Here is a 26,762-nt window from a genome sequence, read left to right on the forward strand (position 1 = left end):
CGAGACCGAACGCAGGAGTTCCGCCGTGCCCGAAAGCTGTCAGAGCACCGCCGCACGCACCAGCAGAACACGGCGGCTGCTCGCCGCCGTCCTCGCACTCCCCCTGCTCACCACCGGCCTGTTGGCCGCCGCCGCCCCCGCCCACGCCGCCACCGGCCCCACCGCCAGCGTGACCATGGGGGACAGCTACATCTCCGGCGAGGCCGGCCGCTGGAAGGGCAACAGCGTCACCACCGCCGGCAGCCGCGCCGGCACCGACCGGTCCTGGACCGGCAGCGCCTACGACCCGGCCCGGGTCTACGGCGCCACGTACGCGAGCGGGTGCGACCGCTCGGACGTCGCCGAGGTCCGCAGCGCCCCGACCCTGGCCCAGACCCAGATCAACCTGGCCTGCTCGGGCGCCGTCACCGCCAACGTGTACCGGGCCGCCAGCGGCGGCCAGTCGTACAAGGGCGAGGCCCCGCAGGCCGACCAGCTCGCCGCCGTCGCGCGCGCCAACAACGTCAAGCTGATCACGCTCTCGATCGGCGGCAACGACCTGGGCTTCGCGGACGTCATCCAGACCTGCGTGAAGGACTACCTGATCTGGTACTCCTACTGCAACGACGACCAACAGGCCGCCGTCGACGCCAAGATGGCCACCGCGATGGCCGGGGTGCGCAAGTCGGTCGACGAGATCCGCGCGGTGATGACCGCCGCCGGCTACGCGGCCGGCGACTACCGGATCGTGCTGCAGTCGTACCCGTCGCCGATCCCGCGCAGCTCCGAGATGCGCTACGCCGAGAGCGGCTGGAGCCGGGCCGACACCGGGGGCTGCCCGTTCTGGAACGGCGACGCCGACTGGGCCCGGGACTCGCTGGTGCCGCAGATCTCCGACGCGCTGGCCGCGGTCGCCGCCGCCAAGGGCGTGCAGTTCATGGACCTGCGGGACATGCTGCAGGGCCGCGAGGTCTGCGCCACGGCCGCCCGGCAGGCGACCTCCTCCTCCGCGCCGACCGCGACCACCAGCGAGTGGGCCCGGTTCGTCGACGCCGGCCTGAGCGCCTCGCAGGGCACCGTCCAGGAGTCGATGCACCCGAACTACTACGGCCAGCTCGCCCTCGGCCGCTGCCTGACCCTGCTGGGGGCCAGGCCGACCGGCAACTGGAGCTGCCGCAACACGGCCGGCCAGGACACCGACGGGATGTACCTGACCGCGAAGTAGTCGCGCCAGGACGCCGACGGGACGGACCTGACCGCGAAGTGGCCGCGCACGCCGCCGGCGCCCGCACCCCCTCGGCGGGGGAGCGGGCGCCGGCGGGTGCCGTCGGGCCGGTCAGCCCTTGGCGAGCAGCGCCTGGGCGTGCGCCCGGACCTGGTCCTTCGTCAGATAGGCGTCGGTGTACTCGAAGTCGCGCAGCCGGGCGGGCTGGCGGGCGAGGAACCCGGTCCGGACGAAGTCGTCGCCGGCGGTCGCGTTCAGCAGCCAGTTCGCGCCGACCCGGAACTTCGCCGCGTTCGTCCGCATCGCCATCAGGTGGTAGCCGCGGGCCACCAGCTGCGCCGGCACCCCCTCCAGCTCGATGCCGACCGGCTTGGACACCGCGTCCTTGCCGCCGAGGTCCACCACCAGGCCCAGGTCCTTGTGGTAGTAGGGCTCCAGGGGCTGGTTGTGCAGTGCCGCGACCAGGTTGTCGGCGACCGCCTTGCCCTGCCGGGCGGAGTGCTGGGCGGTCGGCGGGCAGACCGCGCCGTCGCCCTTGGCCAGGTCGGGGACGGCGGCCGCGTCGCCGAGTGCGAAGACGCCCTCGAACTGCGGCACCCGCATCTCCGCCGTGACCGCCACCCGGCCGCGGACGGTCTCGGCGTCCAGGGTGCCGATCAGCGGGCTGGCGGCCACCCCGGCCGTCCAGATCAGGGTCCGGCTGGGCAGCACCCGGCCGTCGGTGAACTTGACGCTCTCCGCGCCCACCTCGGCCACCGACACGCCCAGCGACACCTCGATGCCGCGGGCGCGCAGCACCCGCAGGGCGGTCTCGCCGAGGGTGTCGCCGAGTTCGGGCATCAGCTTGGGGGCGATGTCGATCAGGTGCCACTTGATCTGGCGGGCGTCCAGCCGCGGGTAGCGCCGGGCGGCGGCGGTGGTCAGCCGCTGCAGGCAGGCCGCCGTCTCCGTCCCCGCGTAGCCGCCGCCGACCACCACGAACTGCAGCCGGGACTCCCGCTCGTGCTGGTCGAGGGTGGCCGAGGCGAGGTCGAGCTGGGCGATCACGTGGTCCCGGACGTAGGTGGCCTCGGCGAGCGTCTTCATGCCGCGCGCGTAGTCCGTCAGGCCGGGGATGTCGAAGGTGCGGGTCACGCTGCCGGGCGCGAGCACCAGGTAGTCGTAGCGCACGGCGACCACCTCGTCGGTGATCTTCCGGACCACGCACACCTTGGAGCGCGGATCGACGCCGATCGCGCCGCCCGGGACGATGTGGGTGCGGCGCAGGGTGCGCCGCAGCGAGACGGCGACCGACTGCGGGGTGAGCACGCCGGCGGCCACGTGCGGCAGCAGCGGCAGGTACAGCTGGTAGCTGAACGGCGTGACCAGGGAGATCTCCGCCTCGGCGGGCGTGAGCTTGCGTTCCAGGCGGCGGGCGCATTCCAGTCCGGCGAAGCCGCCACCCACGATCAGGATCCGAGGTCTTTCCATCGTTCATCCTTACGGTGCTGGTCCGAGCCGTGCCAGGACAACTACTGTCCGCCACACTCGCACGGACCAACCGGCCCTGCCACCGCAGCGGTGCGGACGGCGGACCTGACGGGTCGGTAGGCTGACCGGATGCTCAGCGAGGTGACGGCGGTCCGCTATGTGACGCCACTACGTGAAGGCGGCTCGATGCCGGGCCTGGTCGAGGCCGACGACCACCGGCTCTACGCGCTCAAGTGGTGCGGGGCGGCGCAGGGGCGCAAGGCGCTGGTCGCCGAGGTGCTGGCCGGCGAGCTGGGCCGGCGGCTGGGCCTGCCGGTGCCGGAGCTGGTCACCGTCGACCTGGACCCGGTCCTCGCCCGCAGCGAACCGGACCCGCAGGTGCAGGACCAGATGCGTGCCAGCGGGGGCGCCAACCTCGGGATGGCCTTCGTCAGCGGGGCGCTCAACTTCGACCCGCTCTGCTTCGAGGTGACCCCGGAGCTCGCCGGCCGGGTGCTCTGGTTCGACGCGCTGATCGGCAACGTCGACCGCTCCTGGCGCAACCCCAACCTGCTGGTGGCCACCGGCGGCCTGCGGCTGATCGACCACGGCGCCAGCCTGATCTTCCACCACCACTGGGCCGGCGCGGCCGGCTGGACCCGCCGCCCGTACGAGGCCGGCGACCACGCGCTGCTGCGGGCCGCGCCGGACCTCGCGGCCGCCGACGAGCTCCTGGCGCCGCTCGCGGACGAGGCGCTGGTCGGCGCGGTGGCGCAGATCCCCGACGTGTGGCTGGTCGACGAGCCGGGCTTCGACTCGCCGCAGGCCGTGCGCGAGGCGTACCTCGCCCAGCTGCGCGCGCGACTGGCCGGCCCCCGCGACTGGCTGCCGGCGGTGTCCGGATGACCGTGGCACGGACCGGCGGGTCCGGCGCCGCCGAGGGAGTGGAGAACACCGTGACGGACACCGAAGCCGCCCTGCACGACTACGAGTACGCGGTGATCCGGGCGGTGCCCCGGGTCGAGCGCGGGGAGTGCGTCAACATCGGCGTGCTGCTCTACTGCCGGCAGAGCGCGCACCTGGGCGCGCGGACCCACCTGGACCAGGCCCGGCTGCTCGCGCTGGACCCGGTCGCCGACGTGGCGGGGGTGCGCCGGGCGCTGCACGGCATCGAGGCGGTGTGCGCCGGCGGGCCCGAGGCGGGGCCGGCGGCGGCCGACAACCCCGGGCAGCGGTTCCGCTGGCTGACCGCCCCGCGCAGTGCCGTCGTCCAGCCCGGGCCGGTGCACACCGGCCTGACCGCCGACCCGGAGGCCGAGCTGCGCCGGCTGTTCGACCTGCTGGTGCTCTGACCAGGGACCGCCCCGGCTGCCCCTGGAACGTTTGCCGTGGTCAAAGCTGGAGCCGGTGAACCTTTTACGCGTACGCTGGCGTCATGGGTTCGACACCGACGGCGACTGCCGCACCGACCACCGGCGAGCTGATGGAGGCGCTGGCCGCCGTCGGCGCCGCGTACTTCCAGGACTTCGCGGCCGCGGCGGCCCGGCACGGTCTCTCCTCCTCCCAGGCCAAGGCCCTCGGCGCGGTGCACGAGCCGGTGCCGATGCGGGCGCTGGCCGGACGGCTGGGCTGTGACGCCTCGAACGTGACCGGGATCGTGGACCGGCTGGAGTCCCTCGGGCTGGCCCACCGGGCGGCGGCCGAGGGCGACCGGCGGGTGAAGATCGTGGTGGTCACCGAGCAGGGCCGGGAGATCCTGGCGCTGATCCGCGCCGAGATGGCCAGGACCCACCAGGCCTTCGACGCCATGACCGAGGAGCAGCGGGTGGCGCTGTACTCGATCTGCCACCAGGTGCTGCCCGTCCTCACCGGCCGCCCGACGGCCTGAGCCCTCCCACCCGTCCCGGCCTGCCCGCCTGCCCGCCCGCCTGACTGACTGCCCCGCCTGCCTGCCCGCGCGCACCCGGCCGCCCTGCCGGACCGGGCCGCGGGCGCGCGGGGCGGTCCGCCGACGGTCCGGCTGACCTCGGCTGTTAGGCTTGCGAAGCGTGAGCGCGAAGCCCCAGATCCCCAATGTCCTGGCCTCCCGGTACGCCTCGGCGACCCTGGCCCAGCTGTGGTCCCCCGAGCACAAGGTGGTCCTCGAGCGCCACCTGTGGCTCGCCGTCCTGAAGGCCCAGCAGGACCTCGGTGTCGAGGTGCCCGCCACCGCCGTCGCCGACTACGAGCGGGTCGTCGACCAGGTCGACCTCGAATCCATCGCCGCGCGTGAGCGCGTCACCCGACACGACGTGAAGGCCCGGATCGAGGAGTTCAGCGACCTCGCCGGCCACGAGCAGATCCACAAGGGCATGACCTCTCGGGACCTCACCGAGAACGTCGAGCAGCTCCAGATCCACCAGTCCCTGCAGCACGTCCGCGACCGTACGGTGGCCGTGCTGGTGCGCCTGGGCCGGCTGTCCGCCCAGCACGCCGAGCTGGTCATGGCCGGCCGCTCGCACAACGTCGCGGCCCAGGCGACCACCCTCGGCAAGCGCTTCGCCACCGTGGCGGACGAGCTGCTGGTGGCGTTCAACCGCCTGGAGGAGCTGATCGCCCGCTACCCGCTGCGCGGGATCAAGGGCCCGGTCGGCACCGCCCAGGACATGCTCGACCTGCTCGGAGGCGGCAGCGAGGGCACCGCCAGGCTGGCCGAGCTGGAGCAGCGCGTCGCCGGCCACCTCGGCTTCGAGAACGTGCTGACCAGCGTCGGCCAGGTCTACCCCCGCTCGCTGGACTTCGAGGTGCTCTCCGCCCTCGTCCAGCTCTCCGCCGCGCCGTCCAGCCTGGCGAAGACCATCCGTCTGATGGCCGGCCACGAGCTGGTCACCGAGGGCTTCAAGGAGGGCCAGGTCGGCTCCTCCGCGATGCCGCACAAGATGAACACCCGCTCCTGCGAGCGCGTCAACGGCCTGGCCGTCATCCTGCGCGGCTACGCCTCGATGACCGCCGAGCTCGGCGGCGACCAGTGGAACGAGGGCGACGTCTCCTGCTCGGTGGTGCGCCGGGTCGCGCTGCCGGACGCCTTCTTCGCCTTCGACGGCCTGCTGGAGACCTTCCTGACCGTCCTCGACGAGTTCGGCGCCTTCCCGGCCGTGATCGAGGCCGAGCTGGACCGCTACCTGCCGTTCCTCGCCACCACCAAGGTGCTGATGGGCGCGGTGCGGGCCGGGGTCGGCCGGGAGACCGGGCACGAGATCATCAAGGAGCACGCCGTCGCCTCCGCGCTGGCGATGCGCGCCGGCGCCCGTGAGAACGAGCTGCTGGACCGCCTGGCCGCCGACGAGCGGATGCCGCTCGACCGGGCCGCGCTGGACGCGCTGCTCGCGGACCGGCTCTCCTTCACCGGTGCGGCCGGGGCGCAGGTCGCCGAGGTCGTCCGGCGGATCGAGGCCGTCGCCGAGGCCCACCCGGAGGCGGCCAAGTACGCCCCGGGTGACATCCTCTGACGTTCCGTCAGTCGGCTCTCAGGGCCCCGTCGCCGTTCCGGTGGCGGGGCCCTGGCGTTTCACGGGCCGCTCGTGCCCGGGGTCGATCGGCGGCCCGGTCGCGCCGCAGGTCCACTCGCAGTCCGGCTCGGCCACCGGCCGGTCGGGCGCCAGCACGTTCCCGCGGACGGTGGCCAGCGCCAGCAGGCCGCCGGTCACGAGCAGCCCCGCGCAGATCAGCATCGCGGTGCGGAACGCGGCGTCCACCGAGGACGGCACCCGGTAGGCGTCGCCGCTGAGCCCGGCGAGGGCGGGCAGCGCCGCCACCGCCAGCAGGCCGGCCGCCCGCGCGGCGGCGTTGTTGACGCCGCTGGCGATCCCGGCCCGGCGCACCTCCACCGCCGCCAGCACGGTGGCGGTCAGCGGCGCGACCAGCAGGGTCATCCCGCACCCCATCACCGTGGTGGCCGGCAGCACGTCCGTCCAGTAGGACGCGCCGGGGCCGATCCGCAGCATCAGCAGGACGCCCGCCGCGCAGATCAGCGGCCCGAGGAAGAGCGGCAGCCGGGGGCCGATCCGCTTGCCGAGCCGCCCGGCCCGGGCGGACAGCGCCAGCATCAGCACGGTGATCGGCAGCAGGGCGAGGCCGGAGGTCAGCGGGGTGAAGCCGGAGACGGTCTGGAGCTGGACGACCAGCAGGAAGAACACCCCGCTGAACGCCGCGTACACGCAGAGCGTGACCCCGTTCACCGCGGTGAACAGGCGGGAGGAGAACAGCTCCAGCGGCAGCATCGGCGCCGCCCGCCGGCGCTCGACGGCCACGAACACCGCCCCCAGCAGCAGGCCGGCCGCGCCGGACAGCCAGACCGCGGGGGAGAGCCCCTCGCCGGCGGCGGTCAGCGCGTAGGTGACCCCGCCCAGGGCGAGGGCGGCGAGTACGGCGCCGGCGACGTCGAAGTCCCCGGTGGCGCTCTCGTCCCGGCTCTCCGGCACGTGCCGGAGGGAGACGCCCAGCACCACGGCGGCCAGCGGGACGTTCAGCAGGAAGATCCACCGCCAGCCCGGGCCGTCCACCAGCCAGCCGCCGAGGAAGGGGCCGACCGCCGCCGCGACCCCGCCGAAACCCGACCAGAGCCCCACCGCGGCTGACCGGTCGTCCGGCCGGAAGGTGGCCTGCAGCATCGCCAGCGAGCCCGGCGTCAGCAGGGCGCCGCCGACGCCCTGCAGGGCCCGGGCGGCGACCAGCACCCCGATGGTGGGGGCGGCCGCGCAGAGTGCGGAGGCGACGGCGAACCAGCAGACGCCGATCAGGAAGACCCGCCGCCGGCCGTACCGGTCGCCGAGGGCGCCGCCGAGCAGGATCAGCCCGGCGAGGGTGAGCAGGTAGGCGTTCAGCGTCCACTGGAGGGCGGCCAGCGAGGCGTCGAGGTCGGCGCCGATCCGGGGCAGCGCGACGTTGACGACGGTGCCGTCCAGCATCGCCATGCTGGAGCCGAGGACGGTGGCGAGCACCACCCAGCGCCCCCGCGGAGTACCGATCCTCAGGCTGCCCGCGTCATCGCTTTCCACGGCTCGATCCTGCGCCCGGGAGGCCGACGTGACAAGGCTCACCGGCCACGCGTTCGGGTGGTGGCTGAGCGTGGCGGGTGATGGACGCAGGGCCGAGAAAGTGAGCGCAGGGCGGTCGGCCGGTTGCTCAGCGCGATTGGATTGTGCACGTACTGCACAGCCGATCATTCGGAGAGTCACGGAATTCCCTGGGATTTCCGTGAAATTCCGGGGGTGAATGTGATCGACATTGATTAACCCGGGCCGATGGGCTTTGCTTCAGCGACCGCCCGGCCAATGTCCGGGTGGGCCCACCGGGTGGAACGCCTAGTCCTGCCGCTGCCCGGAGGCTTCGAACGAACTCTGTACGGCAGGAGTGGGGGACCCACAGGTAAGTCGCCGGCCCGGTGCATCCGGGACGGCTTGGGGTGAAGCCGCGCTTGCGGCCGGGCAACTCCAGCCCGAACCCGACAGCTCACCTCGCAGGCGTCGGAGAGGAAATACCCCATGCCCGCACAGGCAAAGCACCGTCGTAACCGTCTGCCCCGTCTCGCCCGGATCGGCATCGCCACCGGTGTGACCGGCGCGGTTCTCGCCCTTCCGCTGGTGACCGCCGTCAGCGCCTCGGCGCACGAGGTCCCGGCCCACAAGTCGCAGTCCGCCACCTGGACCGGTGCCACCAGCGCCGACGCCGTCGCCGTGGCCGACAAGGCCGCCGCCGAGACCGCCCCGGCCGCCGCGCCGGCCGCCGCCGCCGACGTGACCTACAAGGTGGTCGGCGGTGACACCCTGTCGAAGATCGCCGCCGCGAAGAACGTCGACGGCGGGTGGCACGCGCTGTACGAGACCAACCGTCAGGTCGTCGGCGCCAACCCGAACCTGATCTACCCGGGCCAGCAGCTGGTCGTCGGCAAGGCGGCCGCCCAGGCCCCGGCCGCCGCCCCGGCCCCGAAGACCTCCTCCGACTCCGCCCCGGCGAAGAAGGCCACCCCGGCCCCGAAGGCGACCCAGGCGCCGAAGGCCGCCGAGGCCCCGAAGCCCACCCAGGCCGCCAAGCCGGTGCAGACCCCCGCGCCGAAGCCGGCCGCCACCCAGGCGCCGAAGCCCGCGGCCACCCCGGCCCCGGCCGCGGCCGCCAGCACCTCCGGCTACACCGCGCCGATCGCCGGCGCCCGCCTCGGCACCGCCTACGGCGTGGCCGGCTCCATGTGGTCCAGCGGCCACCACACCGGCGCCGACTTCGTCGCCGCGACCGGCACCCCGCTGAAGGCCATCGCGGCCGGCACCGTGGTCAAGGCCGGCCCCGGCGGCGCCTACGGCAACGAGGTCGAGATCAAGCTCGCCGACGGCAAGTACGCCCAGTACGCGCACCTGTCCTCGATCGGCGTCAAGGTCGGCCAGACCGTGACCGTCGGTCAGCAGATCGGCCTGTCCGGCGCGACCGGCAACGTGACCGGCCCGCACCTGCACTTCGAGGTCCGCACCGGCTCGGAGTACGGCTCGGACATCGACCCGATCGCCTACCTCCGCGCGCACGGCGTCAGCATCTGACACCGGGTACGACTCCTCGCGACCTGATGCGTCGCGGTAGGTGAACACCGGCCGGGCCGGCAGCGAACGCTCATCGCTGCGGGCCCGGCCAGTTCGCGTTCCCCCCCCGCACGGGAAATGTCGGGATGTCAGGCCGGAACGCTTTCCCGGTGCACCTGGTCGTCCTCGTACAGCCGGGTCGCGATGGACTCCACCGCGCGGTCCAGCCGGGCGCGGTCGGCGGGATCATGGACGTCCCAGTCGTCGAGGTGCCGGTCGATCCAGCGCCGCCAGGCCTCGGCGAGCCGCTCCACCTCCCGGCTGCCGTCCGGGGTGAGGCGCAGCACCCCGTCGGCGGTCTCGGCCAGGCCCGCGCCCAGGGTCCGCTCGGCGGCGGGCCGGACCACCTCCTCGGGCATGTGGTGCGCCGCGGCGATCGCCGGGAGGGTCGCACCGCCCTGGAGGCGGGTGCGCCAGTAGATCTGACCGAGCATCCAGGCCTGGTCCGGGCTGACCTCGCTGCCGGAGTCGGCCAGCAGCATGCGCCCGATCTCCGGGCGGCCCTTGGCCTTGCGCAGCACGTTGGCGAGGGCGCGCTCCAACTGCTTGTCGGCGTCGGCGCTGTCGGGCGCGCCGAAGGCCTCGCCCATGTCGGAGGCCCCGGCCCGGGCACTGTCGCGCAGCGGCACCTCCTTGAGGAACCAGGCCACCACGAAACCCACCAGGGCGACCGGCACCACCCACTGGAAGACGTAGTTGATGGTGTCGGCGTACGCGGTGATGAACGGCGCGGCCTGCTCCGGGGGCAGCTCCCGCAGCGCCTGCGGGCTCTGCACCGCCGCCGGCGGCACACCGGGGGACTGCGCGAAGGCCGCCTCCAGGTTGGGCCCCAGCTGGTTGGTGAACAGGGTGCCGAACACCGCGGTGCCGAAGGAACTGCCGAGGGTGCGGAAGAACGTGACGCCCGAGGTCGCGGTGCCGAGTTCGTGGTACGGGACGGTGTTCTGCACGGCGATGGTCAGCACCTGCATGGCCAGGCCGATGCCGAGCCCCAGGACGAACATGTACAGGGACTCCAGCCAGACGCCGGTGGAGGGGCCCATCGTCGACATCAGGAACAGGCCGAGCGCCATCACGGCGGTGCCCAGGATCGGGAAGATCCGGTAGCGGCCGGTGCGGCTGACCACCACGCCCGAGAGCATCGACATGCCGAGCAGACCGGCCACCATCGGCAGCGTGCGCACCCCGGAGCCGGTCGCCGAGACGCCGTCCACGAACTGCAGGTAGGTGGGCAGGTAGGTCATCGCGCCGAGCATCGCGAAGCCGACGATGAAGCTGAGGATCGAGCAGACCGTGAAGACCGAGTTGCGGAACAGGTGCATCGGCAGCATCGGCTCCGGGGCCCGCAGTTCCACCAGCACGAAGGCGACCAGCAGCAGCACCGAGGCGGTGAACAGCCCGATGATCACCGCCGAGTTCCAGGCGTACTCGTTGCCGCCCCACTCCAGTCCGAGCACCAGTCCGCTGGCACCGAGCGCGATCAGCACGATGCCGAGGTAGTCGATGACCGGCCGGACGGCCGCCCGGACCGAGGGGATGGTCCGTGCGGCCATCACGATCATCACGGCGGCGATCGGGATGTTGACGTAGAAGCACCAGCGCCAGGACGCGTGGTCGGTGAACAGGCCGCCCAGGGTGGGGCCCACCACCGTGGTGACCCCGAAGACCGCGCCCAGCGCGCCCTGGTACTTGCCGCGCTCGCGCAGCGGGATGACGTCGGCGATCAGGGCCATCGCGGTCACCATCAGCCCGCCGCCGCCGAAACCCTGCACGGCCCGGCCGACGATCAGCACCGCCATGCCGTTCGCCGCGCCGGAGATCACCGAGCCGGCGATGAAGACCACCGCGCTCACCTGGAAGACCACCTTGCGGCCGAACAGGTCGCCGAACTTGCCGACCAGCACGGTGGAGACCGTCTCGGCCAGCAGGTAGGCCGTCACCACCCAGGCCATGTGCCCGCCGCCGCCGAGGTCCGCCACGATGGTGGGCAGCGCGGTGGAGACGATGGTCTGGTCGAGGGCCGCCATCAGCATGCCGAGCACGATGGTCACGAAGACGACGTTGGTCTGGCGGCGGCTCAGGGACGGCGGGGTGGGCGGTGCCGGGGCGGCCTCGGTCACGGTCGTGTCGGACATGGCCGGGCCTCCTGGGCGGGGAGCAGGTCCACCCAGCTTTGGCGCGGCGGGCCGGGCCCGCCACCGCAGCGGCCGTCCGGGTGGTCCCGGGCGCCGCCCGGCGTCGCCGGCGCCCGGGGGTCCACCTCCGGCCGCCGGGCACCGGCGCTCTCCCCGGACACTCAGCCGATGACGGCCTGGGCGTCGATCTCCACCAGCATCGGCTCCTGCGGCAGCTCGCAGAAGATCGTGGTCCGGCACGGCTTCACGCCGCCGGGCGGGACGTTCTCGTTGATGAAGGCCGCGTAGACCTCGTTCATCAGGGCGAAGTCCGAGCGCTTGGTGAGGTAGACGCGGAACATCACCACGTCCTCGATGGTGGCGCCGCCGGCCTCGACGATCGCCTTGACGTTCTCCAGCGTCCGCCGGGTCTGCGCCTTCACGTCACCGGGGTAGAGGTACTCGGCGGTGGCCGGGTCCTGCGGGCCCTGGCCGGAGACCTGCAGGATCGGGCCCTTGCGGACGCCCTGGGAGAACATCCAGGCCGGAGCCGGGGCGCCGTCGGTGCGGATCTCGGTCTTCTCGCTCATCGTGGGGTGCTCGCTCTTCTTCCGGTCGTGGGCTGGTGGGGAGGCGGCCGGTCGGTCGCCCGGTCGTGCTGTCTGTTCGTGGCCGGCGGGGTTCGGGCCCGGCGCGGTTCGGGGCCGGCGGGGTGGCCAGGGCCCGCCGGGGTGCGGGGTCAGGCGCCGCCCGGCGGCAGTCCGCAGTCCGCGGAGACGGCCCGGGCGGTGGCCAGCAGCTGGGGCAGCAGCTCCAGCACCCGCTCGTACGGGAGCACCACGTCGGGCACCGAGATCGAGGCGGCGGCGACCACCCGGCCGGTGGCGTCCCGGACGGGCGCCGCGACGCAGTTGATGAAGGACTCGTGCTCGGCGTGGTCCTGCGCCCAGCCGCGGGCCGCCACCGTGTCCAGCTCGGCCAGCAGCGCCTCGGGCGTGGTCAGCGTGTTCGCGGTGTACGGGGTGAACTCGATGCCCGCCACCACCCGCCGCCGCTCCGGCACCGGCAGGTCGGCGAGCAGCACCTTGGCGACGGCCGCGCAGTGCAGCGCGGCGCGCAGGCCGATCCGCGAGTACATCCGCACCGGGTGCCGGGAGTCGTACTTGTCGATGTAGACCACCTCGCCGCCCTCGTACGCGGCCAGGTGGACCGTCTGGCCGGTCGCCGAGTTCAGCGCCGCCAGGTGCGGGGCGGCCGCCCGGCGGACCCCGCGCTGCTCCAGCGCCAGGCTGGAGAGCGCGAAGAGGCCGGCGCCGAGGTGGTAGCGGTAGGCGGCGTCGCGGTAGACGAACCGCTCCTCCTCCAGGCTCTGCAGCAGGCGCAGCGCGGTGGTCTTGTGCACGCCGAGGAGCTCGGCCAGCTGGTCGAGCGAGCGCTCACCCTCGCCGAGCTCGGTGAGCAGGCGCAGGGCACGGGTGACGGTCTGGCTCATCTCGCTCCAACCACGGGGGACGCGACCTGCCGGGACAGGAACGCGGGAAGTACCGGGGACACGATGCCATCCGCCGACACCCGGGTCGCGGCCCAGTCCCCGCTCGGGGCGTCCAGCAGGGCCGCCACCACCGCGGGCGGGGGCAGCTCGCCCTGGTCGCCGGGCGCGGTGAGGGCGCAGGCGGCGCTGAGGTGGCCCAGCCGCAGGCGGCGGCGCTGGTCCAGGCCGCGCAGGGTGCCGGCCAGGTAGCCGGCGGCGAACGCGTCGCCGGCGCCGGTGGCCTCGACCACCTCGACCCGCAGCGCGGGCTCGGCGGCCACGGTGCCGTCCCGGTCGAGGGCGGTGACCAGCCGGTCGGCGTCCTTGACCACGACGGTGGCGGGGGAGGGGAAGCGGGCCCGGAGCGCCTGCGGGTCGCCGGTGCCCAGCACGGCCTCGGCCTCGTCGGCGCCGAGCAGCAGCAGGTCGGCGGCGTCCATCAGGGCGGGCAGCACGGCCGGGTCGCGGCCGTGCCACAGGGCGGGGCGCCAGTTCAGGTCGAAGCTGACCAGGAGGTCGCGGCCGCCGACCGGGCGGGGGCGGGCGAGCAGCGTCCGGACCAGGGCCAGGCAGCTGTCGGAGAGCGCGGGGGTGATGCCGGACAGGTGCAGCAGCCGGGCGCCGGCCAGCAGCCGGGCCGCGGCCGGCTCGTCCAGCAGCGCGGGGGAGAGGGCGGCGGCGGCCGAGCCCGCCCGGTAGTAGTGCAGCCGGCTGCGCCCGCTGCCCAGGTCGTGGGGCCGGCCGCTGGAGCCGCCCACCTCCTTGAGGTAGAGGCCGGTCGGGCGGGCGGGGTCGACCGTGACGGCCGAGACGTCCACGCCGCGCGCGGCCACTCCGGCGCGCAGGCGCCGGCCGAAGCCGTCGTCGCCGACCCGGCTGATCCAGCCGCTGCGCACGCCGAGCCCCGCGAGGGCGCCGGCCACGTTGGACTCGGCGCCGCCGAGTGCGACCCGGAAGCCGTCGACGGTGTCCAGCGGGCCCGGTCGTTCGGGCAGCAGCACGGCCATCGACTCCCCCAGGCACACCGCCTCCGGGAGGCCCGCGGCCTCCGGGTCCACGGTGGCCGCGGCGTCCTGACCTGCCATCTGGTGCGCTCCCTCGTGTCGTGCGGTCGACCGTTGACCTGTGTTCCGCGCCGATGCTAGAACCGTCACATCAACATATGCAATAGTCGTTGCACATGTTGCAACCTCGCGGCTCCGCGGAGAGCCCGAGGAACAACCGGAGGCACAGGGTGACCCAGACGTACGCAAGCAGCAGCACCGGACGCGGCATCGACACCGCCGAGGTCACGGCCCTCGCCGAGGAGACCCTCGACTGGAGGTTCAAGGCGCTGCCGCCGGCATCCTGGGGCCTGACCGTCCGCGAGTACCTGGCCACCGGCCCCACCCTCGCCGACCTCGGCACCCCGCTGCTCACCCTCGACGCCGGCGCCCTCGACCACAACCTCACGACCATGGCCGCCTGGTGCGCCGACGCCGGAGTCGGGCTCGCCCCGCACGGGAAGACCACCATGGCCCCCGCCCTCTGGCAGGCCCAGCTCGACGCCGGCAGCCACGGCATCACCCTGGCCAACCTCCCGCAACTGCGGGTGGCCCGCGCCTTCGGCGTCGACCGGATCCAGCTCGCCAACACCCTGCTCGACCCGGCCGGACTCGGCTGGCTCGCCGCCGAACTCGACACCGACCCCGGCTTCGCCTTCACCGCCTGGGTGGACTGCACCGACAGCGTCCGGCTCATGGACCGGGCGCTGCGCGCCGCCGGGGCCGCCCGCCCGGTCGAGGTGCTGGTCGAACTCGGCGGCCCCGCCGGCCGCACCGGCGCCCGGACCGAGGCCGAGGCCGTCGAGATCGCCGAAGCCGTCCGCGCCGCGCCCACCCTGCGGCTGGCCGGCGTCTGCGGCTACGAGGGCGCCCTCGCCCACGACGCCGGCCCGAGCGGACTCGCCGCCGTCCGCGGGTACCTGCGCCGGCTCGCCGCCCTGCACCGCGCCCTGGCCGGCCGGTACGAGGTCGCGCGGCCCGTCGTCACGGCCGGCGGCAGCGCCTACTTCGACATCGTCGTCGAGGAGTTGAAGCCCCTCGACGAGGCCGAGGTGATCATCCGGGCGGGCGCCTACCTGGCCCACGACGACGGCTTCTACCGGGGGATCTCCCCGCTCGCCCGGGGCGCCGGCACCCCCCTGCGCTCCGCACTGCACGGCTGGGCCCGGGTCGTCTCGCGCCCCGAACCGGAGCTCGCCCTGCTCGACGCCGGCAAGCGCGACCTGCCCTACGACGAGGGGATGCCCGAGCCGCAGAGCGTCCGCACCGCGAACGGACCGCGCAGCCTGGCCGGCGCCCCGGCCGCCGTCGCCCGCCTCAACGACCAGCACGCCTTCCTCACCGGGGCCGGCGACCTCGCCCCGGTCGGGGCGGTCGTCCGGCTCGGCCTCTCGCACCCCTGCACGGCCTTCGACAAGTGGTCGCTGATCCCCGTCCTGGACGACGTGGACCGCCCCGACCCGCGGATCGTCGGCCTGGTCAGGACGTACTTCTGATGGCCCGGCCCGCGACCCCCGCACCCGCCGCCGCGCCCGCGCCGGCCACCTCCGCGCCCCGACCGGACCTGATCTTCCGGGGCGCCACCGTGGTCGACGGCAGCGGCGCCGAGCGCTACCGCGCCGACGTGCGGGTCACCGCAGGCGTGATCGCCGAGATCGGCCGCCCCGACCTCGGCGGCGACCCCGGCGGGGCCCGGACGATCGACGCCGACGGCCTCGTCCTCGCCCCCGGCTTCATCGACATGCACTCCCACTCGGACCTGCGGCTGCTGGTCGAACCCGAACACCCCTCCCGGGTCACCCAGGGCGTCACCTGCGAGGTGCTCGGACAGGACGGCCTCTCCTACGCCCCCGTCGACGACGCCACCCTGGCCGCGCTGCGCCGCCAGATCGCCGGCTGGAACGGCGACCCCGAGGGCTTCGACTGGAACTGGCGCGGCGTCGGGCAGTACCTGGACCGGCTCGACCGCGGCATCGCCGTCAACGCCTGCTACCTGGTGCCGCACGGATCCCTGCGGATGCTCGCGATGGGCTGGGACAACCGCCCGCCGACCCCCCTCGAACTCGACCGGATGCGCCGGCTGCTGGCCCGGGGCCTGCGGGAGGGCGCGGTCGGCATGTCCAGCGGCCTCACCTACACCCCCGGGATGTACGCGGACACCGCCGAACTGGTCGCTCTCTGCGAGGTGGTGGCCGCCCACGGCGGGTTCCACGCACCGCACCAGCGCTCCTACGGAGCCGGCGCGCTGGAGGGCTACGCCGAGATGGTGGAGATCGCCCGCAGGTCCGGCTGCCCGCTGCACCTGACCCACGCCACGATGAACTTCGGCGTCAACCAGGGCCGGGCCGGGGAGCTGCTGGACCTCGTCGACCGGGCGATCGCGGACGGCTGCGACCTCAGCCTGGACAGCTATCCGTACCTGCCCGGCTCCACCACCCTGGCCGCGCTGCTGCCCAGTTGGGCCACCGAGGGCGGGCCGGACGCCACCCTGGCCCGGCTCGGCGACCCCGGAGCCCGGGAGCGGATCCGGATCGAGGTCGAGGAGAAGGGCAGCGACGGCTGCCACGGCGTGGTCACCGACTGGGCCACCATCCAGATCTCCGGCGTGCGCGAGGAGCGCCTCGCCGCGACCGTCGGGCGCACCGTCGCCGAACTCGCCACCGCCACCGGGCAGAGCGGCACCGAGGTCTTCCTCGACCTGCTGCTCGGCGACCAGTTGGCCACCACCATCCTGCAGCACGTCGGCCACGAGGAGAACGTCCGCGCGATCATGCGCCATCCGGCCCACACCGCCGGCAGTGACGGACTGCTGGTCGGTGCCCGGCCGCACCCCCGGGCCTGGGGCACCTTCGCCCGCTACCTCGGCCGGTACCAAAGGGAGTTGGGCGTCCTCACGCTGGAGGAGACGGTCGCCAGGATGACCGGCCGGCCGGCCCGCCGGCTGCGCCTGGACCGGCGCGGCCTGATCCGCCCCGGCCACCACGCCGACCTGGTGCTGTTCGACCCCGCCACCGTCCGGGACACCGCCACCTTCGAGCAACCCCGGCTGCCCGCCGCCGGGATCGAGTACGTCTACGTCAACGGCGCCGCCGTGATCGAGCAGGGCCGCACCACCGGGGCACTGCCCGGCCGCGCCCTGCGCCGCACCGACCGAGGAACCCGAGCCCTGTGACCAGTCCCCGCAGCACAGTCCTGACCGACGCCCGGGCGGCACTGGCCGCCGACCCGGTGATCGCCGTGGTCCGCGCCCCCCGGATACCCGACGCCGCCGCGCTCTGCGCCGCGCTCGCGGCCGGCGGCATCCACTGGGTCGAATTCACCTACACCACACCGGACGTGACGGACCATCTGCACGCCGCGGCGGCGGCCGGCTGGCGGGTCGGCGTCGGCACCGTCCTCACCGCGGAACAGGCCGAGCGGGGCGTGGAGGCCGGCGCCGGCTTCCTGGTCACCCCCGGCCTGCGGCCGGAGGTCGCCGCCGCGGCCCACGCCGCCGGCGTGCCCGCGGTGCTGGGCGCGCTCACCCCCACCGAGGTCGCGCAGGCCGTGGACCTCGGCGCCGCCGCCGTGAAGATCTTCCCCGCGAAGGCCTTCGGCCCCGGCTACTTCAAGGACCTGAGCGGCCCCTACCCGGACCTGCCGCTGGTCGCCTCCGGCGGCGTCAACGCGGGCAACGCCGCCGAGTTCCTCGCCCACGGCGCGCTGGCCGTCTGCGCCGGGACGGACGTGGTGCCGCCGGCCGTGGTCGCCGCCGGGGACTGGGACGAGATCACCCGCCGGGCACTCGCCTTCAGCGCCGCCTGCGGCACCCGGTAGCCCCGCCCGTACGACGGCGCCCCGACCCCTCGGCCCGGCGCCCCGGTTCCGGCGCCCCGGTTCCGGCGCCCCGACCCGGGCGCCGGAACCGGGCGCCGCCGTCGGCGGGCCGTCCGTGCGCTGTCCCGGCGGCGGAAGATGGACGAGAATCCCTGGACCGGCACGATCCCGGACACCGGCAGGAGGACCCCTCGCCATGACCTCGACCCGCCCCGGCCCCGGCTGGCTCACCGACGCCGTCCTGTACCAGATCTACCCCCAGACCTTCGCCGACTCCGACGGCGACGGCATCGGCGACTTCGCCGGCATCACCGCCCACCTGGACCACCTCGCCTGGCTCGGCGTCGACGCCGTGTGGCTCAACCCCTGCTTCGCCTCGCCCTTCCGCGACGCCGGCTACGACGTCTCCGACTACCTGCGCACCGCCCCCCGCTACGGCACCACCGAGGACCTCGCCACCCTGGTCGAGGCCGCCCGCGCCCGGGGCATCCGGGTGCTGCTCGACCTGGTCGCCGGGCACACCTCCGACCGGCACCCCTGGTTCCTGGCCTCCGCCGGCGACGAGGGCGACCACCGCTACATCTGGTCCGACCGGCCCGCCGAGGGCTTCGTCGCCTCGCCCGGCAGCCGCGCGGGCTGGTACCTGCCGAACTTCTTCGACTGCCAGCCCGCGCTCAACTTCGGCTACGCCCGGGCGAACCCCGAGGAGCCCTGGCGGCAGGGCGTGGACGCGGAAGGACCGCGCGCCAACCGGGCCGCGCTGCGCGAGATCATGGACCACTGGCTGCGGATCGGCGTCGCGGGATTCCGGGTCGACATGGCCTCCTCACTGGTCAAGGACGACCCCGGCCGGACCGAGACCGCCAAGCTCTGGACCGAACTGCGCGACTGGCTGGACCGCGCGCACCCGCAGGCCGCCCTCTTCGCCGAGTGGGGCGAGCCGGCGGCGGCCGTCGCGGCCGGGTTCCACGCCGACTTCTTCCTCCAGTTCGGCGGGCCGGACCGCGGCCTGCCGCTGCGCTCGCTCTGGAACAACGGCGCCGGGACGGTGGAGGAGGACTGGCAGCAGGGCCCGTGCTACTTCGACGCGCAGGCCCTCGGGTCCGCACGGTACTTCGTCGACGCCTGGCGGGCCGCCGCGGACCTGACCGAGGGCAGCGGACACCTCGCGCTGCCCACCGCCAACCACGACTTCTCCCGGCTCGCCACCGGCCCGCGCACCCGCGAGCAACTCGCCCCCGCCTTCGCCTTCCAGCTCACCTGGCCGACCCTGCCCGCCGTGTACTACGGCGACGAGATCGGCATGCGGTACGTACCCGGCCTGCCCGACACCGAGGGCAGCGTGCTCGGCCCCCGCTACAACCGGGCCGGCTCGCGCACCCCCATGCAGTGGGACGCCGGCCCGAACGCCGGATTCTCCACCGCCCCCGCCGACCGGCTCTACCTGCCCGTCGACCCGGATCCGGACCGCCCCGACGTCGCCACCCAGCGGGCCGACCCCGACTCCCTGCTGAACCTCGTCCGCCGCCTGATCGCGCTGCGCCGCTCGCACCCGGCGCTCGGTGTCCACGGCGCGGTCGAGGTGCTGAGCGACGGCTACCCACTGGTCTACCTGCGCGGCGACCGCCACCTGGTCGCCGTCAACCCGGGGCGGGAGCCGGTCGCGCTGGCCCTGCGACTGCCGGGTGCGGCGGGCGCCCGGCCGCTGGAGGCCCGGGGCGTCGCCCTCGACGAAGGCGGCCTGCGGGCGGACGGCTTCGGTTACGGGATCTTCGAGCTGGACGGGCCGCGGTAGGCCCTGCCGGCGGTGGCGCCACCACCACCGCCGGCTCCCCGGGGCACCCGGTCAGCGGCACCCGGCCAGTGGTGGGCGGTCACTGGTGGGCCGTCAGCGGTGGGCCGTCAGCGATGGCCGATCCCGGTAGGCGGCCCGGCCGGTCAGGGCCCGGTCGATGAGGACCGCCGGTGGACTCGACGTCGCCCTCCTCCGCACCGAGGACGGAGGAGGGCGGTGGTCAGGAGTCCAGCCAGGCGGTCAACTCGTCGGTGTGCTCGCCGAGGTGGGGTGGCCGGCGGTCGTAGCGCGGCGGGGTGCGGGAGAGGCCGATGGGGTTGGCCACCAGGTCCAGCGGGCCCTCGTCGCCGGCCACCGTGGCGCGGGGCGCCAGGCCCAGCGCCTCCGCCAGACCGAAGGCGCCGGCCAGGTCGTTGACCGGGCCGCAGGGCACGCCGAGCGGGGTGAGCAGGTCGAACCACTCGGCGGCGGTCCGGCCGGCGAGCAGGCCGGAGAGCACGGCGGACAGCTCCGCCACGTGCGCCACCCGGTCCGGGTTGGTGGCGAACCGGGCGTCGTGCGCGAGCTCGGGCGAGGCCAGCCCGCGGCACAGCGCGGCGAACTGGCGGTCGTTCCCGACGGCGATCACCAACGGCCGGTCGGCGGCTTCGAACACCTGGTACGGCGCGATCGACGGGTGCCGGTTGCCGAGGATCCCCGGCACCACCCCGGCCAGGGTGTACCCGGCGGACTGGTTCACCAGGCTCGACAGCAGCGAGGACAGCAGGTTGACCTCGACGTGCTGCCCCTCGCCGGTGCCGTCGCGCTCGCGCAGGGCCGCCAGCACCCCGACGGCGGCGTGCAGTCCGGTGAGCACGTCCACCAGCGCCACGCCCGCCTTGACCGGCTGGCCGGGCGCCGGGCCGGTCACGCTCATCAGGCCGCCGACCGCCTGCACCAGCAGGTCGTACCCCGGCAGCGCGGCACCCGGGCCCGGCCCGAAGCCGCTCACCGAGCAGTAGACCAGTCCGGGGTTGAGGGCGCGGGCCCGCTCGTACCCGAGGCCGTGGCGCTCCATCGTGCCCGGCCGGAAGTTCTCGAACAGGACGTCGGCGCGGCGTACGAGTTCGACCGCGCGGGCGTGGTCCGCGGGATCCCGCAGGTCGAGTGCCAGCGAGCGCTTGTTGCGGTTCACGGAGAGGAAGTAGGTCGCCTCGCCCTGCGCGTGCGGCGGGCCCCAGGCCCGGGTGTCGTCCCCGCCGGACGGCTGCTCCACCTTGACCACGTCCGCGCCGAGGTCGGCGAGCAGCATGGTGGCGTAGGGGGCGGCCAGCACCCGGCCGAAGTCGGCGACCAGCACGCCGGAGAGCGGCAGTCCGCCGGTGGCGCTCACCGGCCACCGCCGGTGTCGACGCGCTCGGCCCGTGCGGCCGGGCGGGTGGGCCGGCGGACCGCCTCCGGGCGGGCCCGGTCGTGACCGGGGAGCTCCTCGTCCGCCGCTGTTCTCTCCTGCATGGCACTCCCTGCTCCGCACCTGCCGCCCGGCCGAGCGGCGCCGACCGGGACCGGTCCTGGCGATCATTGTGGAGTCGATCAGGTGCGAAGGCAGTGGACGGGATGTCCTGCGTTCGGGGGTGTCGGCAGGACAGGTCGTCCTGCGCCGGACTGCCGGGGTCGGCCACCCCGCGAGTGGCTGCGGGCCGGCCGGGCCGGCCGGGGCGGACGGGGCGGCCGGGTCGGACGAGGTCGGACGAGGTCGGACGGGATCAGGCGGGGTCGGACGGGATCAGGCGGGCACCCCCGGGTACACCAGGCCGATCCGGCGCCGGACGGCGTCGAGGGTGGCCATCACCGAGAGCGTGCCGTCCAGCGGGACGAGCGGCGACTCGCGCTCCCCGGCGCGCAGGCAGCGCATCACCTCCGCCGCCTCGTGGATGTAGCCGTGGCCGGCCGCCCGCGGGAAGCGGAACTCCTCCGGCTCCCGGCCCCGGCGGTGCAGCACGAAGCCCTCCGGGCGGTAGAAGTCGCGCGGGATCTCGATCCGGCCGAGCGAGCCGCCGATCTCCGCCCGCTGCGCGCCGTCGGAGACGATCGAGCAGGACAGCACCGCGTGCGCCCCGCCGGGGTGTCCGAGCACGATGCCGGTGTTGTCGTCCACCCCGTCCGGAGCGATCCGACCCCAGGCCTGGACGGAGTCGGGTGCGCCCAGCAGCAGTTGGGCGAAGGCGACGGGGTAGACGCCGATGTCCAGCAGCGCACCGCCGCCGGCCGCCGGGTCGCGCAGCCGACCGCTCTCGGCCGGCGTCGCCGTGAACGCGAACTCCGCCTGGACCGTCCGGACCTCGCCGATCGCACCGTCGGCGATCAACTGCGTCAGGCGGCGGACGGCCGGATCCAGGTACGTCCACATGGCCTCCATCAGGAACACCCCGCGCTCGCGCGCCAGCCGCACCAGGTCCTGTGCCTGCGACAGGTCGAGGGTGAACGGCTTCTCGCAGAGCACCGGCTTTCCGGCCGCCAGCAGCAGGGCGGTGGCGGCGTGGTGCTGGGCGTGCGGCGTGGCCACGTAGACGACGTCCACGTCCGGGTCCTGCGCGAGCTGCGCCCAGCTGCCGTACGCCCGCGGAATGCCGTGACGGTCGGCGAAGCGCCGGGCGGACTCCTCGGTACGGGAGGCGACGGCGGTGAGACGGGCGTCCGGCAGCAGGGCGAGGTCCTCGGCGAACGAGCCGGCGATGGATCCGGTGGCGAGGATGCCCCAGCGGACGGGCGGGACGGCCGAGCCGGTGGCGGGGTCGGTGGCGGCCCGTTCGGTGGCTGCGGGGTCGGTGGCTGCGGGGGTGTGCTCGGCGGGGCTGGGCGAGGTGGGGGCGGTCATGGGGCCCGTTCTCGTCGGGGCGGCCGCTCGGTGCGGTCGGCGAGGTCCGCATCGCAGCATATGGGAGCGCTCCCCGGCCACCTCCGGGCGAGGGCGCCCGAGCAGGGCCGCGCCGGTCGGAGCGGGGCGGGCGTCGGTCGAACGCGTGTCGGCGCCGGGCCGTCCGAAGGGCCCGAAGCACGAGTGCGCGGGACCGCGGCGAGGAATGCTGTTGCTCGGGCGGGCGGGGGCTCGCTGCCGGCGGAGGCCGGTATCGATCTGACCGGATGGTGGGGATGACAGCGATCGAGTTCTCGGGGAGCGGCCCGATCCCCCGGGTGGGCCGGGACCTGACGTTCGACGGGAGCGGCGCCCGGTGAGCGGGCAGCCGACGCCCGAGCCGGGCCGGCCGCCGGCCCCGGGCCGAGGGGGCCCGAGCGCGCAGGCGACCGGGTTCGCGCAGGTGTTCCAGGCGGCCGGGGACATGGTGGTCTACCAGGGCGGGGAGCCCTACCGACTCGCGCCCTGGCCGCTCGCCGGCCCGGACGGCGCCGAGACACCGCAGATCCCGGTGGCGGGCGAAGGGCCGCCGCTGCCGAGCATGCTGCTGCGCGCGGGCAGTGCCGTGGTGGACTTCGCCGGCCGCACCACCGAGCGGGAGCGGCTGCGGCGGTGGCGCGACGACGGCGCCGCTCTGGGCGTCTTCCTGCTGCACGGACCGGGCGGCCAGGGCAAGACCCGGCTGGCGTTCCAGACGGCGGCCGAGTGGCGGGCCCGGGGGTGGGTGGTGCTGGGGGCCTTCCACCGGCGGGACCGCCAGGCGCCGCCCGCATTCCCGGTACCGGAGGACCTGGAGCGGGCGCCGGGGGTCCTGGTGGTGGTGGACTACGCGGAACGGTGGGACACCGAGGACCTGCTGACGCTGCTGACCGACACCCATGTCGGCGCGCGCCGGGGGATCCCGGTGCGCATCCTGCTGCTGGCGCGACCCGCCGGGCCCTGGTGGCAGAACCTCGCCTTCCGCATCGAGCACGCTCTTCACGTGGTCCCGGCCCGGTCCGAGCTCCCCCCGCTGGAGGACGACCCCGGGGTCAGCCGGGCCGAGCTGTTCACCGCCGCCCGCGACCGCTTCGCCGACCTGCTGGGCGTTCCCGGAGCCAGGACGGTGGGACAACCGCCCGAGCTGGCCACCCACGACGACTACCGGCTCGTCCTGACCGTCCACATGGCCGCCCTGGCCACCGTCCTCGCCGCCCGACGGACGGCACCGGAGGGCGACCGGGTCGGCACCGAGGACCTGGCGCCTACACCCGATGGGGGAGGGCCGCCCGGCGATCCGGTCGAGGTGTCCGCCTTCCTGCTCGCCCGCGAGCGGGACCACTGGTCGGCGCTCCACAGCCGTACCGAGGACCCGCTCGCCGTCACCCCCGACGCCATGGCGCAACTCGTCTACACCGCCACGCTCACCGGCCCGCTCCCCCGCACCGACGGCAAGCAGGCGCTGGAGCGGGTGGGCATCGAGAGCAGGGAGGCTCCCGGGCAGATGCTGAAGGAGCACGCCCGCTGCTACCCGCCGTCCGCACCGGGCCGCGCCGAACCGGGCTCGGAGCGACCGGAGGGCGCCACGGCGGCGACCGTGCTGGAGCCGCTGCACCCGGACCGGATGGGAGAGGACTTCCTGGCCCTCACCCTCCTCGATCCCGCCGGGCAGCACTGCGACCACCCCACCGACCCCTGGGCCGACGGAGCACCGGCCCGGCTGCTCGAACCCTCGGCCCCCGCAGCACCCGGCGCCCGCCCGGCCGCCGCCACCGAGGAGGTCGCGCCGGTGTGGTCGCGGCACGCGGTGACGACCCTGATCGAAGCCGCCGCCCGCTGGCCCCACCTCGCCCGCATCCAGCTCTACCCCCTGCTGCGCGATCGCCCCGCCCTGGCCCTGCAGGCCGGCGGAGCCGCCCTCGCCGCCCTCGCCCGGCACCCGCACGTCGACCCGGACCTGCTGGAGGCCATCGACCGCCTGCTCCCGGAACGGCACATCGAGCTGGACATCGCCGCCGCCGTCATCGCCGAGCGCCTGGCCGACCGCCGCCTCGCCGCCGCCGTCGACGACCCGGCCCGGAGGGCCCGCATCCACGGCGACCTCGCCCTCCGGCTCAACCGGGCCGGCCGCCGGGACCAGGCCGTACCCCACTCCGACGAGGCGGTGGCCCGGTGGCGGGAGCTGGCGACGACGGACCGGGAAGCCCACCTGCCCGAGCTCGCCGTCTCGCTCGCCAACCACGCGGTGTGGCTGGCGGAGGCGGGCCGGCGCGACCGCGCCCTGACATTCTCCGGGGAGGCGGTCGCTCTCCGTCAGGAGCTGGTGGCACTGAATCGGGACGCCTACCTGCCCGACCTCGCGCAGTCGCTCACCAACCACTCGGGGCAGTTGGCGGAGGTGGGCCGGCACGCCGAGGCAGTCACCCACTCGGCGCAGGCCCTCGACGTGTACTGGGAGTTGGTGGGTCTGGAGCGCGACGCCCACCTGCCCGAGCTCGCGGCGGCGGTGACCAACCATGCGGGGCGGTTGGCGGAGGTGGGCCGGCAGGCCGAGGCCCTGCCCCTCTCCGGGGAGGCCGTCGTCCTGTACCGGGAGTTGGTGGGTCTGGAGCGCGACGCCCACCTGCCCGAGCTCGCGGCGGCGGTGACCAACCATGCCGTGCTGATGGCGGAGACGGGTCGGGAGGCCGAGGCCCTGGCCGCCTCCGGGGAGGCCGTCGTCCTGTACCGGGAGTTGGCGGGTCTGAACCGCGACGCCCACCTCCCCAGGCTGGCCACCGCGGTGACCAACCACGCGTCGACGACGGCGGAGGCGGGCCGGCGGGAGGAGGCGCTCACCCTTTCCGAGGAGGGCGTCGCGCTGTGCCGGGAGTTGGTGGAACTGAACCGGCCCGCCCATCTGCCCGGCCTCACAGCCTCGCTCGGTACCCACGCCCTCCGGTTGTCGGAGGAGGGCCGGCTTGCGGAGGCGCTGAGCGTCTCCGGGGAGGCGGTCGCCCTGTCACGGGTGTTGGCGGGGGCGAACCGTGTCGCTCACCTTCCGGAGCTCGCCGGCGCCGTGATCAATCACGCGGGGCGACTGGCCGAGGTGGGGCGTCGGGCCGAAGCCCTGCTGGCGTCCGACGAGGCCGTCGCGCTGTGCGGGGAGTTGGTCGGGGTGAACCGCGCGGCCCACCTGCCGGTACTCGCCGGTGCGGTGACCAACCGGGCTCGGTGGCTGGCGGAGGCGGGCCGGTCTGCCGAGGCACTGGCCGCCTCCGGGGACGGCGTCGCGCTGCACCGGGAGCTGGCGGGGGCGAACCGTGCCGCCCGTCTTCCGCAGCTCGCCGGTGCCGTGCTCGATCACGCGCTGCGACTGGCGGCGGTGGGGCGTCGGGCCGAGGCCCTGAGGTACGGGGAGGAGGCCGTCGCGCTGTGCGGGGAGTTCTCCGAGGTGGACCGCGCGGCCCACCTGCCGGTACTCGCCGGTGCGGTGACCAACCGGGCCCGGTGGCTGGCGGAGGCGGGTCGGTCCGCCGAGGCGCTGGCCGCCTCCGGGGAGGCCGAAGTCCTGTACCGGGAGTTGGTGGGGCAGGACCGGGAGGCCCATCTGTCGGGCCTCGCCGAGACGCTCGGCATCCATGCCGCGCGGCTGGCGCAGGCGGGTCGGCGGGCCGAGGCACTGGCCGCCTCCGAGGAGGGCGTCGCGCTGTACCGGGAGTTGGTGGGGCTGAACCGGACGGCCGAGGTGTCGGGCCTCGCCGAGATGCTCGGCATCCATGCCGCGCGGCTGGCGCAGGCGGGTCGGCGGGCCGAGGCACTGGCCGCCTCCGGGGAGGCCGTCGTCCGGTACCGGGAGTTGGTGGGTCCGAGCCGCGATGCCCACCTGCCCGGCCTCGCGGACACGCTGACGTTCCACGCGGGTCTGCTGGTAGCGGCGGGCAAGGTCGCCGAGGCCCTGATCCAAGCGGGGAACGCGGTCGGCGCGTTCAGGGAACTGGTGGGGGTGGACCGGGACGCTCATCGATCGGGCCACGTCCGGAGCATCACGATGCTGGGATTCGTCATGGTCATGGACTCGCGGTTCAGCGAGGCGGTCTTCCCGCTGGTGGACGCGCTCGGGATGGTGCGGGAGCTCCCCGAGGACGAACGATCGATCTCCGAGGCGATTCGGGGGGCCCTCCGCGATGCCCACAGCGGGGATCCGGACGGCGTCGCCGAACGGTATCGGGCGGTCACGGGGGAGGAGGCGCCCACCTGGATGACCGGGCCTGGATGACCGGGCCTGGATGACCGGGCCTGGATGACCGGGCCCGGATGACCGGGCCGCCACCGCCCTGGTGGGCCTGAC

The 26,762-nt window shown here is 74.7% G+C and carries 20 protein-coding genes and 1 riboswitch; of the genes, 11 read left to right on the forward strand and 9 right to left on the reverse strand.

The window, feature by feature from the left end; translation table 11 throughout:
- Positions 1-25: 25 nt before the first annotated feature.
- Entirely contained in the window at positions 26-1,204 is a 1,179-nt protein-coding gene (locus ACFTWP_RS17455) for a GDSL-type esterase/lipase family protein (protein ID WP_380265431.1), read from the forward strand.
- Positions 1,205-1,315: 111 nt separating this feature from the next.
- Here ACFTWP_RS17455 and ACFTWP_RS17460 read toward each other — a convergent pair whose 3' ends face one another.
- A complete protein-coding gene (locus ACFTWP_RS17460; RefSeq protein ID WP_380265432.1) occupies positions 1,316-2,674 on the reverse strand; it encodes an NAD(P)/FAD-dependent oxidoreductase in 1,359 nt (452 codons plus the stop codon).
- A gap of 129 nt (positions 2,675-2,803) precedes the next feature.
- On the opposite strand from ACFTWP_RS17460, the gene ACFTWP_RS17465 reads away from it, so the two are divergent.
- The 4 genes from ACFTWP_RS17465 (at position 2,804) to purB (ending at position 6,141) form a co-directional block, all read left to right on the forward strand.
- Positions 2,804-3,559 (forward strand): HipA family kinase, encoded by a 756-nt coding sequence (locus tag ACFTWP_RS17465; RefSeq protein WP_380265434.1) that lies wholly within the window; start codon positions 2,804-2,806, stop codon positions 3,557-3,559.
- Positions 3,556-4,005 carry a DUF3037 domain-containing protein gene (locus ACFTWP_RS17470; RefSeq protein WP_380265435.1) on the forward strand — a complete coding sequence of 150 codons (450 nt, stop codon included), beginning with the start codon at positions 3,556-3,558 and terminating at the stop codon, positions 4,003-4,005. The genes ACFTWP_RS17465 and ACFTWP_RS17470 overlap by 4 nt, the downstream gene beginning before the upstream one ends.
- 83 nt (positions 4,006-4,088) lie before the next feature.
- Positions 4,089-4,541, forward strand: a complete 453-nt coding sequence (locus ACFTWP_RS17475; protein ID WP_380265436.1) for a MarR family winged helix-turn-helix transcriptional regulator — start codon at positions 4,089-4,091, stop codon at positions 4,539-4,541.
- A 160-nt stretch (positions 4,542-4,701) separates the two neighbouring features.
- Positions 4,702-6,141: an adenylosuccinate lyase gene (gene purB / locus ACFTWP_RS17480; RefSeq protein WP_380265437.1), complete on the forward strand. Its 1,440-nt coding sequence runs from the start codon at positions 4,702-4,704 to the stop codon at positions 6,139-6,141.
- Between the two features lie 18 nt (positions 6,142-6,159).
- On the opposite strand, the gene ACFTWP_RS17485 is transcribed toward purB, so the two are convergent.
- A complete protein-coding gene (locus ACFTWP_RS17485) occupies positions 6,160-7,689 on the reverse strand; it encodes an MFS transporter (protein ID WP_380265439.1) in 1,530 nt (509 codons plus the stop codon).
- Between the two features lie 330 nt (positions 7,690-8,019).
- Positions 8,020-8,172: riboswitch (cyclic di-AMP (ydaO/yuaA leader) on the forward strand.
- Between the two features lie 3 nt (positions 8,173-8,175).
- On the opposite strand from ACFTWP_RS17485, the gene ACFTWP_RS17490 reads away from it, so the two are divergent.
- A complete protein-coding gene (locus tag ACFTWP_RS17490) occupies positions 8,176-9,219 on the forward strand; it encodes a peptidoglycan DD-metalloendopeptidase family protein (protein ID WP_380265440.1) in 1,044 nt (347 codons plus the stop codon).
- A gap of 128 nt (positions 9,220-9,347) precedes the next feature.
- On the opposite strand, the gene ACFTWP_RS17495 is transcribed toward ACFTWP_RS17490, so the two are convergent.
- The 4 genes from ACFTWP_RS17495 to ACFTWP_RS17510 all read right to left on the reverse strand — a co-directional run bounded on the left by ACFTWP_RS17495 (position 9,348) and on the right by ACFTWP_RS17510 (position 13,988).
- A complete protein-coding gene (locus ACFTWP_RS17495; RefSeq protein WP_380265441.1) occupies positions 9,348-11,393 on the reverse strand; it encodes a DHA2 family efflux MFS transporter permease subunit in 2,046 nt (681 codons plus the stop codon).
- Between the two features lie 161 nt (positions 11,394-11,554).
- Complete coding sequence (locus ACFTWP_RS17500) at positions 11,555-11,962, reverse strand: RidA family protein (RefSeq protein ID WP_380265442.1); 408 nt, start codon at positions 11,960-11,962, stop codon at positions 11,555-11,557.
- A gap of 149 nt (positions 11,963-12,111) precedes the next feature.
- Positions 12,112-12,864 carry an IclR family transcriptional regulator gene (locus ACFTWP_RS17505; RefSeq protein WP_380265443.1) on the reverse strand — a complete coding sequence of 251 codons (753 nt, stop codon included), beginning with the start codon at positions 12,862-12,864 and terminating at the stop codon, positions 12,112-12,114.
- The gene (locus tag ACFTWP_RS17510) at positions 12,861-13,988 is read right to left on the reverse strand and encodes a sugar kinase (protein WP_380265444.1); all 1,128 of its coding nucleotides are present in this window, start codon (positions 13,986-13,988) and stop codon (positions 12,861-12,863) included. The genes ACFTWP_RS17505 and ACFTWP_RS17510 overlap by 4 nt, the downstream gene beginning before the upstream one ends.
- A 149-nt stretch (positions 13,989-14,137) precedes the next feature.
- Between ACFTWP_RS17510 and ACFTWP_RS17515 the strand changes: the two genes are divergently transcribed.
- The 4 genes from ACFTWP_RS17515 to ACFTWP_RS17530 all read left to right on the forward strand — a co-directional run bounded on the left by ACFTWP_RS17515 (position 14,138) and on the right by ACFTWP_RS17530 (position 19,557).
- Positions 14,138-15,442 (forward strand): alanine racemase, encoded by a 1,305-nt coding sequence (locus ACFTWP_RS17515; RefSeq protein ID WP_380265445.1) that lies wholly within the window; start codon positions 14,138-14,140, stop codon positions 15,440-15,442.
- Complete coding sequence (locus ACFTWP_RS17520) at positions 15,442-17,118, forward strand: amidohydrolase family protein (protein WP_380265446.1); 1,677 nt, start codon at positions 15,442-15,444, stop codon at positions 17,116-17,118. The genes ACFTWP_RS17515 and ACFTWP_RS17520 overlap by 1 nt, the downstream gene beginning before the upstream one ends.
- Positions 17,115-17,762 carry a bifunctional 4-hydroxy-2-oxoglutarate aldolase/2-dehydro-3-deoxy-phosphogluconate aldolase gene (locus ACFTWP_RS17525; RefSeq protein WP_380265447.1) on the forward strand — a complete coding sequence of 216 codons (648 nt, stop codon included), beginning with the start codon at positions 17,115-17,117 and terminating at the stop codon, positions 17,760-17,762. The genes ACFTWP_RS17520 and ACFTWP_RS17525 overlap by 4 nt, the downstream gene beginning before the upstream one ends.
- A gap of 196 nt (positions 17,763-17,958) precedes the next feature.
- Positions 17,959-19,557: an alpha-amylase family glycosyl hydrolase gene (locus tag ACFTWP_RS17530; protein ID WP_380265448.1), complete on the forward strand. Its 1,599-nt coding sequence runs from the start codon at positions 17,959-17,961 to the stop codon at positions 19,555-19,557.
- 220 nt (positions 19,558-19,777) lie between these two features.
- On the opposite strand, the gene ACFTWP_RS17535 is transcribed toward ACFTWP_RS17530, so the two are convergent.
- The 3 genes from ACFTWP_RS17535 to ACFTWP_RS17545 form a co-directional block, all read right to left on the reverse strand.
- Positions 19,778-20,929: a CaiB/BaiF CoA transferase family protein gene (locus ACFTWP_RS17535; protein WP_380265449.1), complete on the reverse strand. Its 1,152-nt coding sequence runs from the start codon at positions 20,927-20,929 to the stop codon at positions 19,778-19,780.
- On the reverse strand, positions 20,926-21,051 hold the full coding sequence (locus ACFTWP_RS17540; RefSeq protein WP_380265450.1) for a hypothetical protein: 126 nt from the start codon (positions 21,049-21,051) through the stop codon (positions 20,926-20,928). The genes ACFTWP_RS17535 and ACFTWP_RS17540 overlap by 4 nt, the downstream gene beginning before the upstream one ends.
- Positions 21,052-21,322: 271 nt before the next feature.
- On the reverse strand, positions 21,323-22,414 hold the full coding sequence (locus ACFTWP_RS17545; protein ID WP_380265451.1) for a Gfo/Idh/MocA family protein: 1,092 nt from the start codon (positions 22,412-22,414) through the stop codon (positions 21,323-21,325).
- A 355-nt stretch (positions 22,415-22,769) separates the two neighbouring features.
- Between ACFTWP_RS17545 and ACFTWP_RS17550 the strand changes: the two genes are divergently transcribed.
- A complete protein-coding gene (locus ACFTWP_RS17550; RefSeq protein WP_380265452.1) occupies positions 22,770-26,690 on the forward strand; it encodes a hypothetical protein in 3,921 nt (1,306 codons plus the stop codon).
- Positions 26,691-26,762 lie beyond the last annotated feature (72 nt).

Source organism: Kitasatospora sp. NPDC057015, assembly GCF_042673745.1.
Taxonomy (GTDB): domain Bacteria; phylum Actinomycetota; class Actinomycetes; order Streptomycetales; family Streptomycetaceae; genus Kitasatospora.

Coding starts and splice junctions, on each gene's coding strand:
- ACFTWP_RS17460 (WP_380265432.1), bottom strand. CDS start 2,674: ATGGAAAGACCTCGGATCCTGATCGTGGGTGGCGGCTTCGCCGGACTG.
- ACFTWP_RS17465 (WP_380265434.1), top strand. CDS start 2,804: ATGCTCAGCGAGGTGACGGCGGTCCGCTATGTGACGCCACTACGTGAA.
- ACFTWP_RS17470 (WP_380265435.1), top strand. CDS start 3,556: ATGACCGTGGCACGGACCGGCGGGTCCGGCGCCGCCGAGGGAGTGGAG.
- ACFTWP_RS17475 (WP_380265436.1), top strand. CDS start 4,089: ATGGGTTCGACACCGACGGCGACTGCCGCACCGACCACCGGCGAGCTG.
- ACFTWP_RS17490 (WP_380265440.1), top strand. CDS start 8,176: ATGCCCGCACAGGCAAAGCACCGTCGTAACCGTCTGCCCCGTCTCGCC.
- ACFTWP_RS17495 (WP_380265441.1), bottom strand. CDS start 11,393: ATGTCCGACACGACCGTGACCGAGGCCGCCCCGGCACCGCCCACCCCG.
- ACFTWP_RS17500 (WP_380265442.1), bottom strand. CDS start 11,962: ATGAGCGAGAAGACCGAGATCCGCACCGACGGCGCCCCGGCTCCGGCC.
- ACFTWP_RS17505 (WP_380265443.1), bottom strand. CDS start 12,864: ATGAGCCAGACCGTCACCCGTGCCCTGCGCCTGCTCACCGAGCTCGGC.
- ACFTWP_RS17510 (WP_380265444.1), bottom strand. CDS start 13,988: ATGGCAGGTCAGGACGCCGCGGCCACCGTGGACCCGGAGGCCGCGGGC.
- ACFTWP_RS17520 (WP_380265446.1), top strand. CDS start 15,442: ATGGCCCGGCCCGCGACCCCCGCACCCGCCGCCGCGCCCGCGCCGGCC.
- ACFTWP_RS17530 (WP_380265448.1), top strand. CDS start 17,959: ATGACCTCGACCCGCCCCGGCCCCGGCTGGCTCACCGACGCCGTCCTG.
- ACFTWP_RS17540 (WP_380265450.1), bottom strand. CDS start 21,051: ATGCAGGAGAGAACAGCGGCGGACGAGGAGCTCCCCGGTCACGACCGG.
- ACFTWP_RS17545 (WP_380265451.1), bottom strand. CDS start 22,414: ATGACCGCCCCCACCTCGCCCAGCCCCGCCGAGCACACCCCCGCAGCC.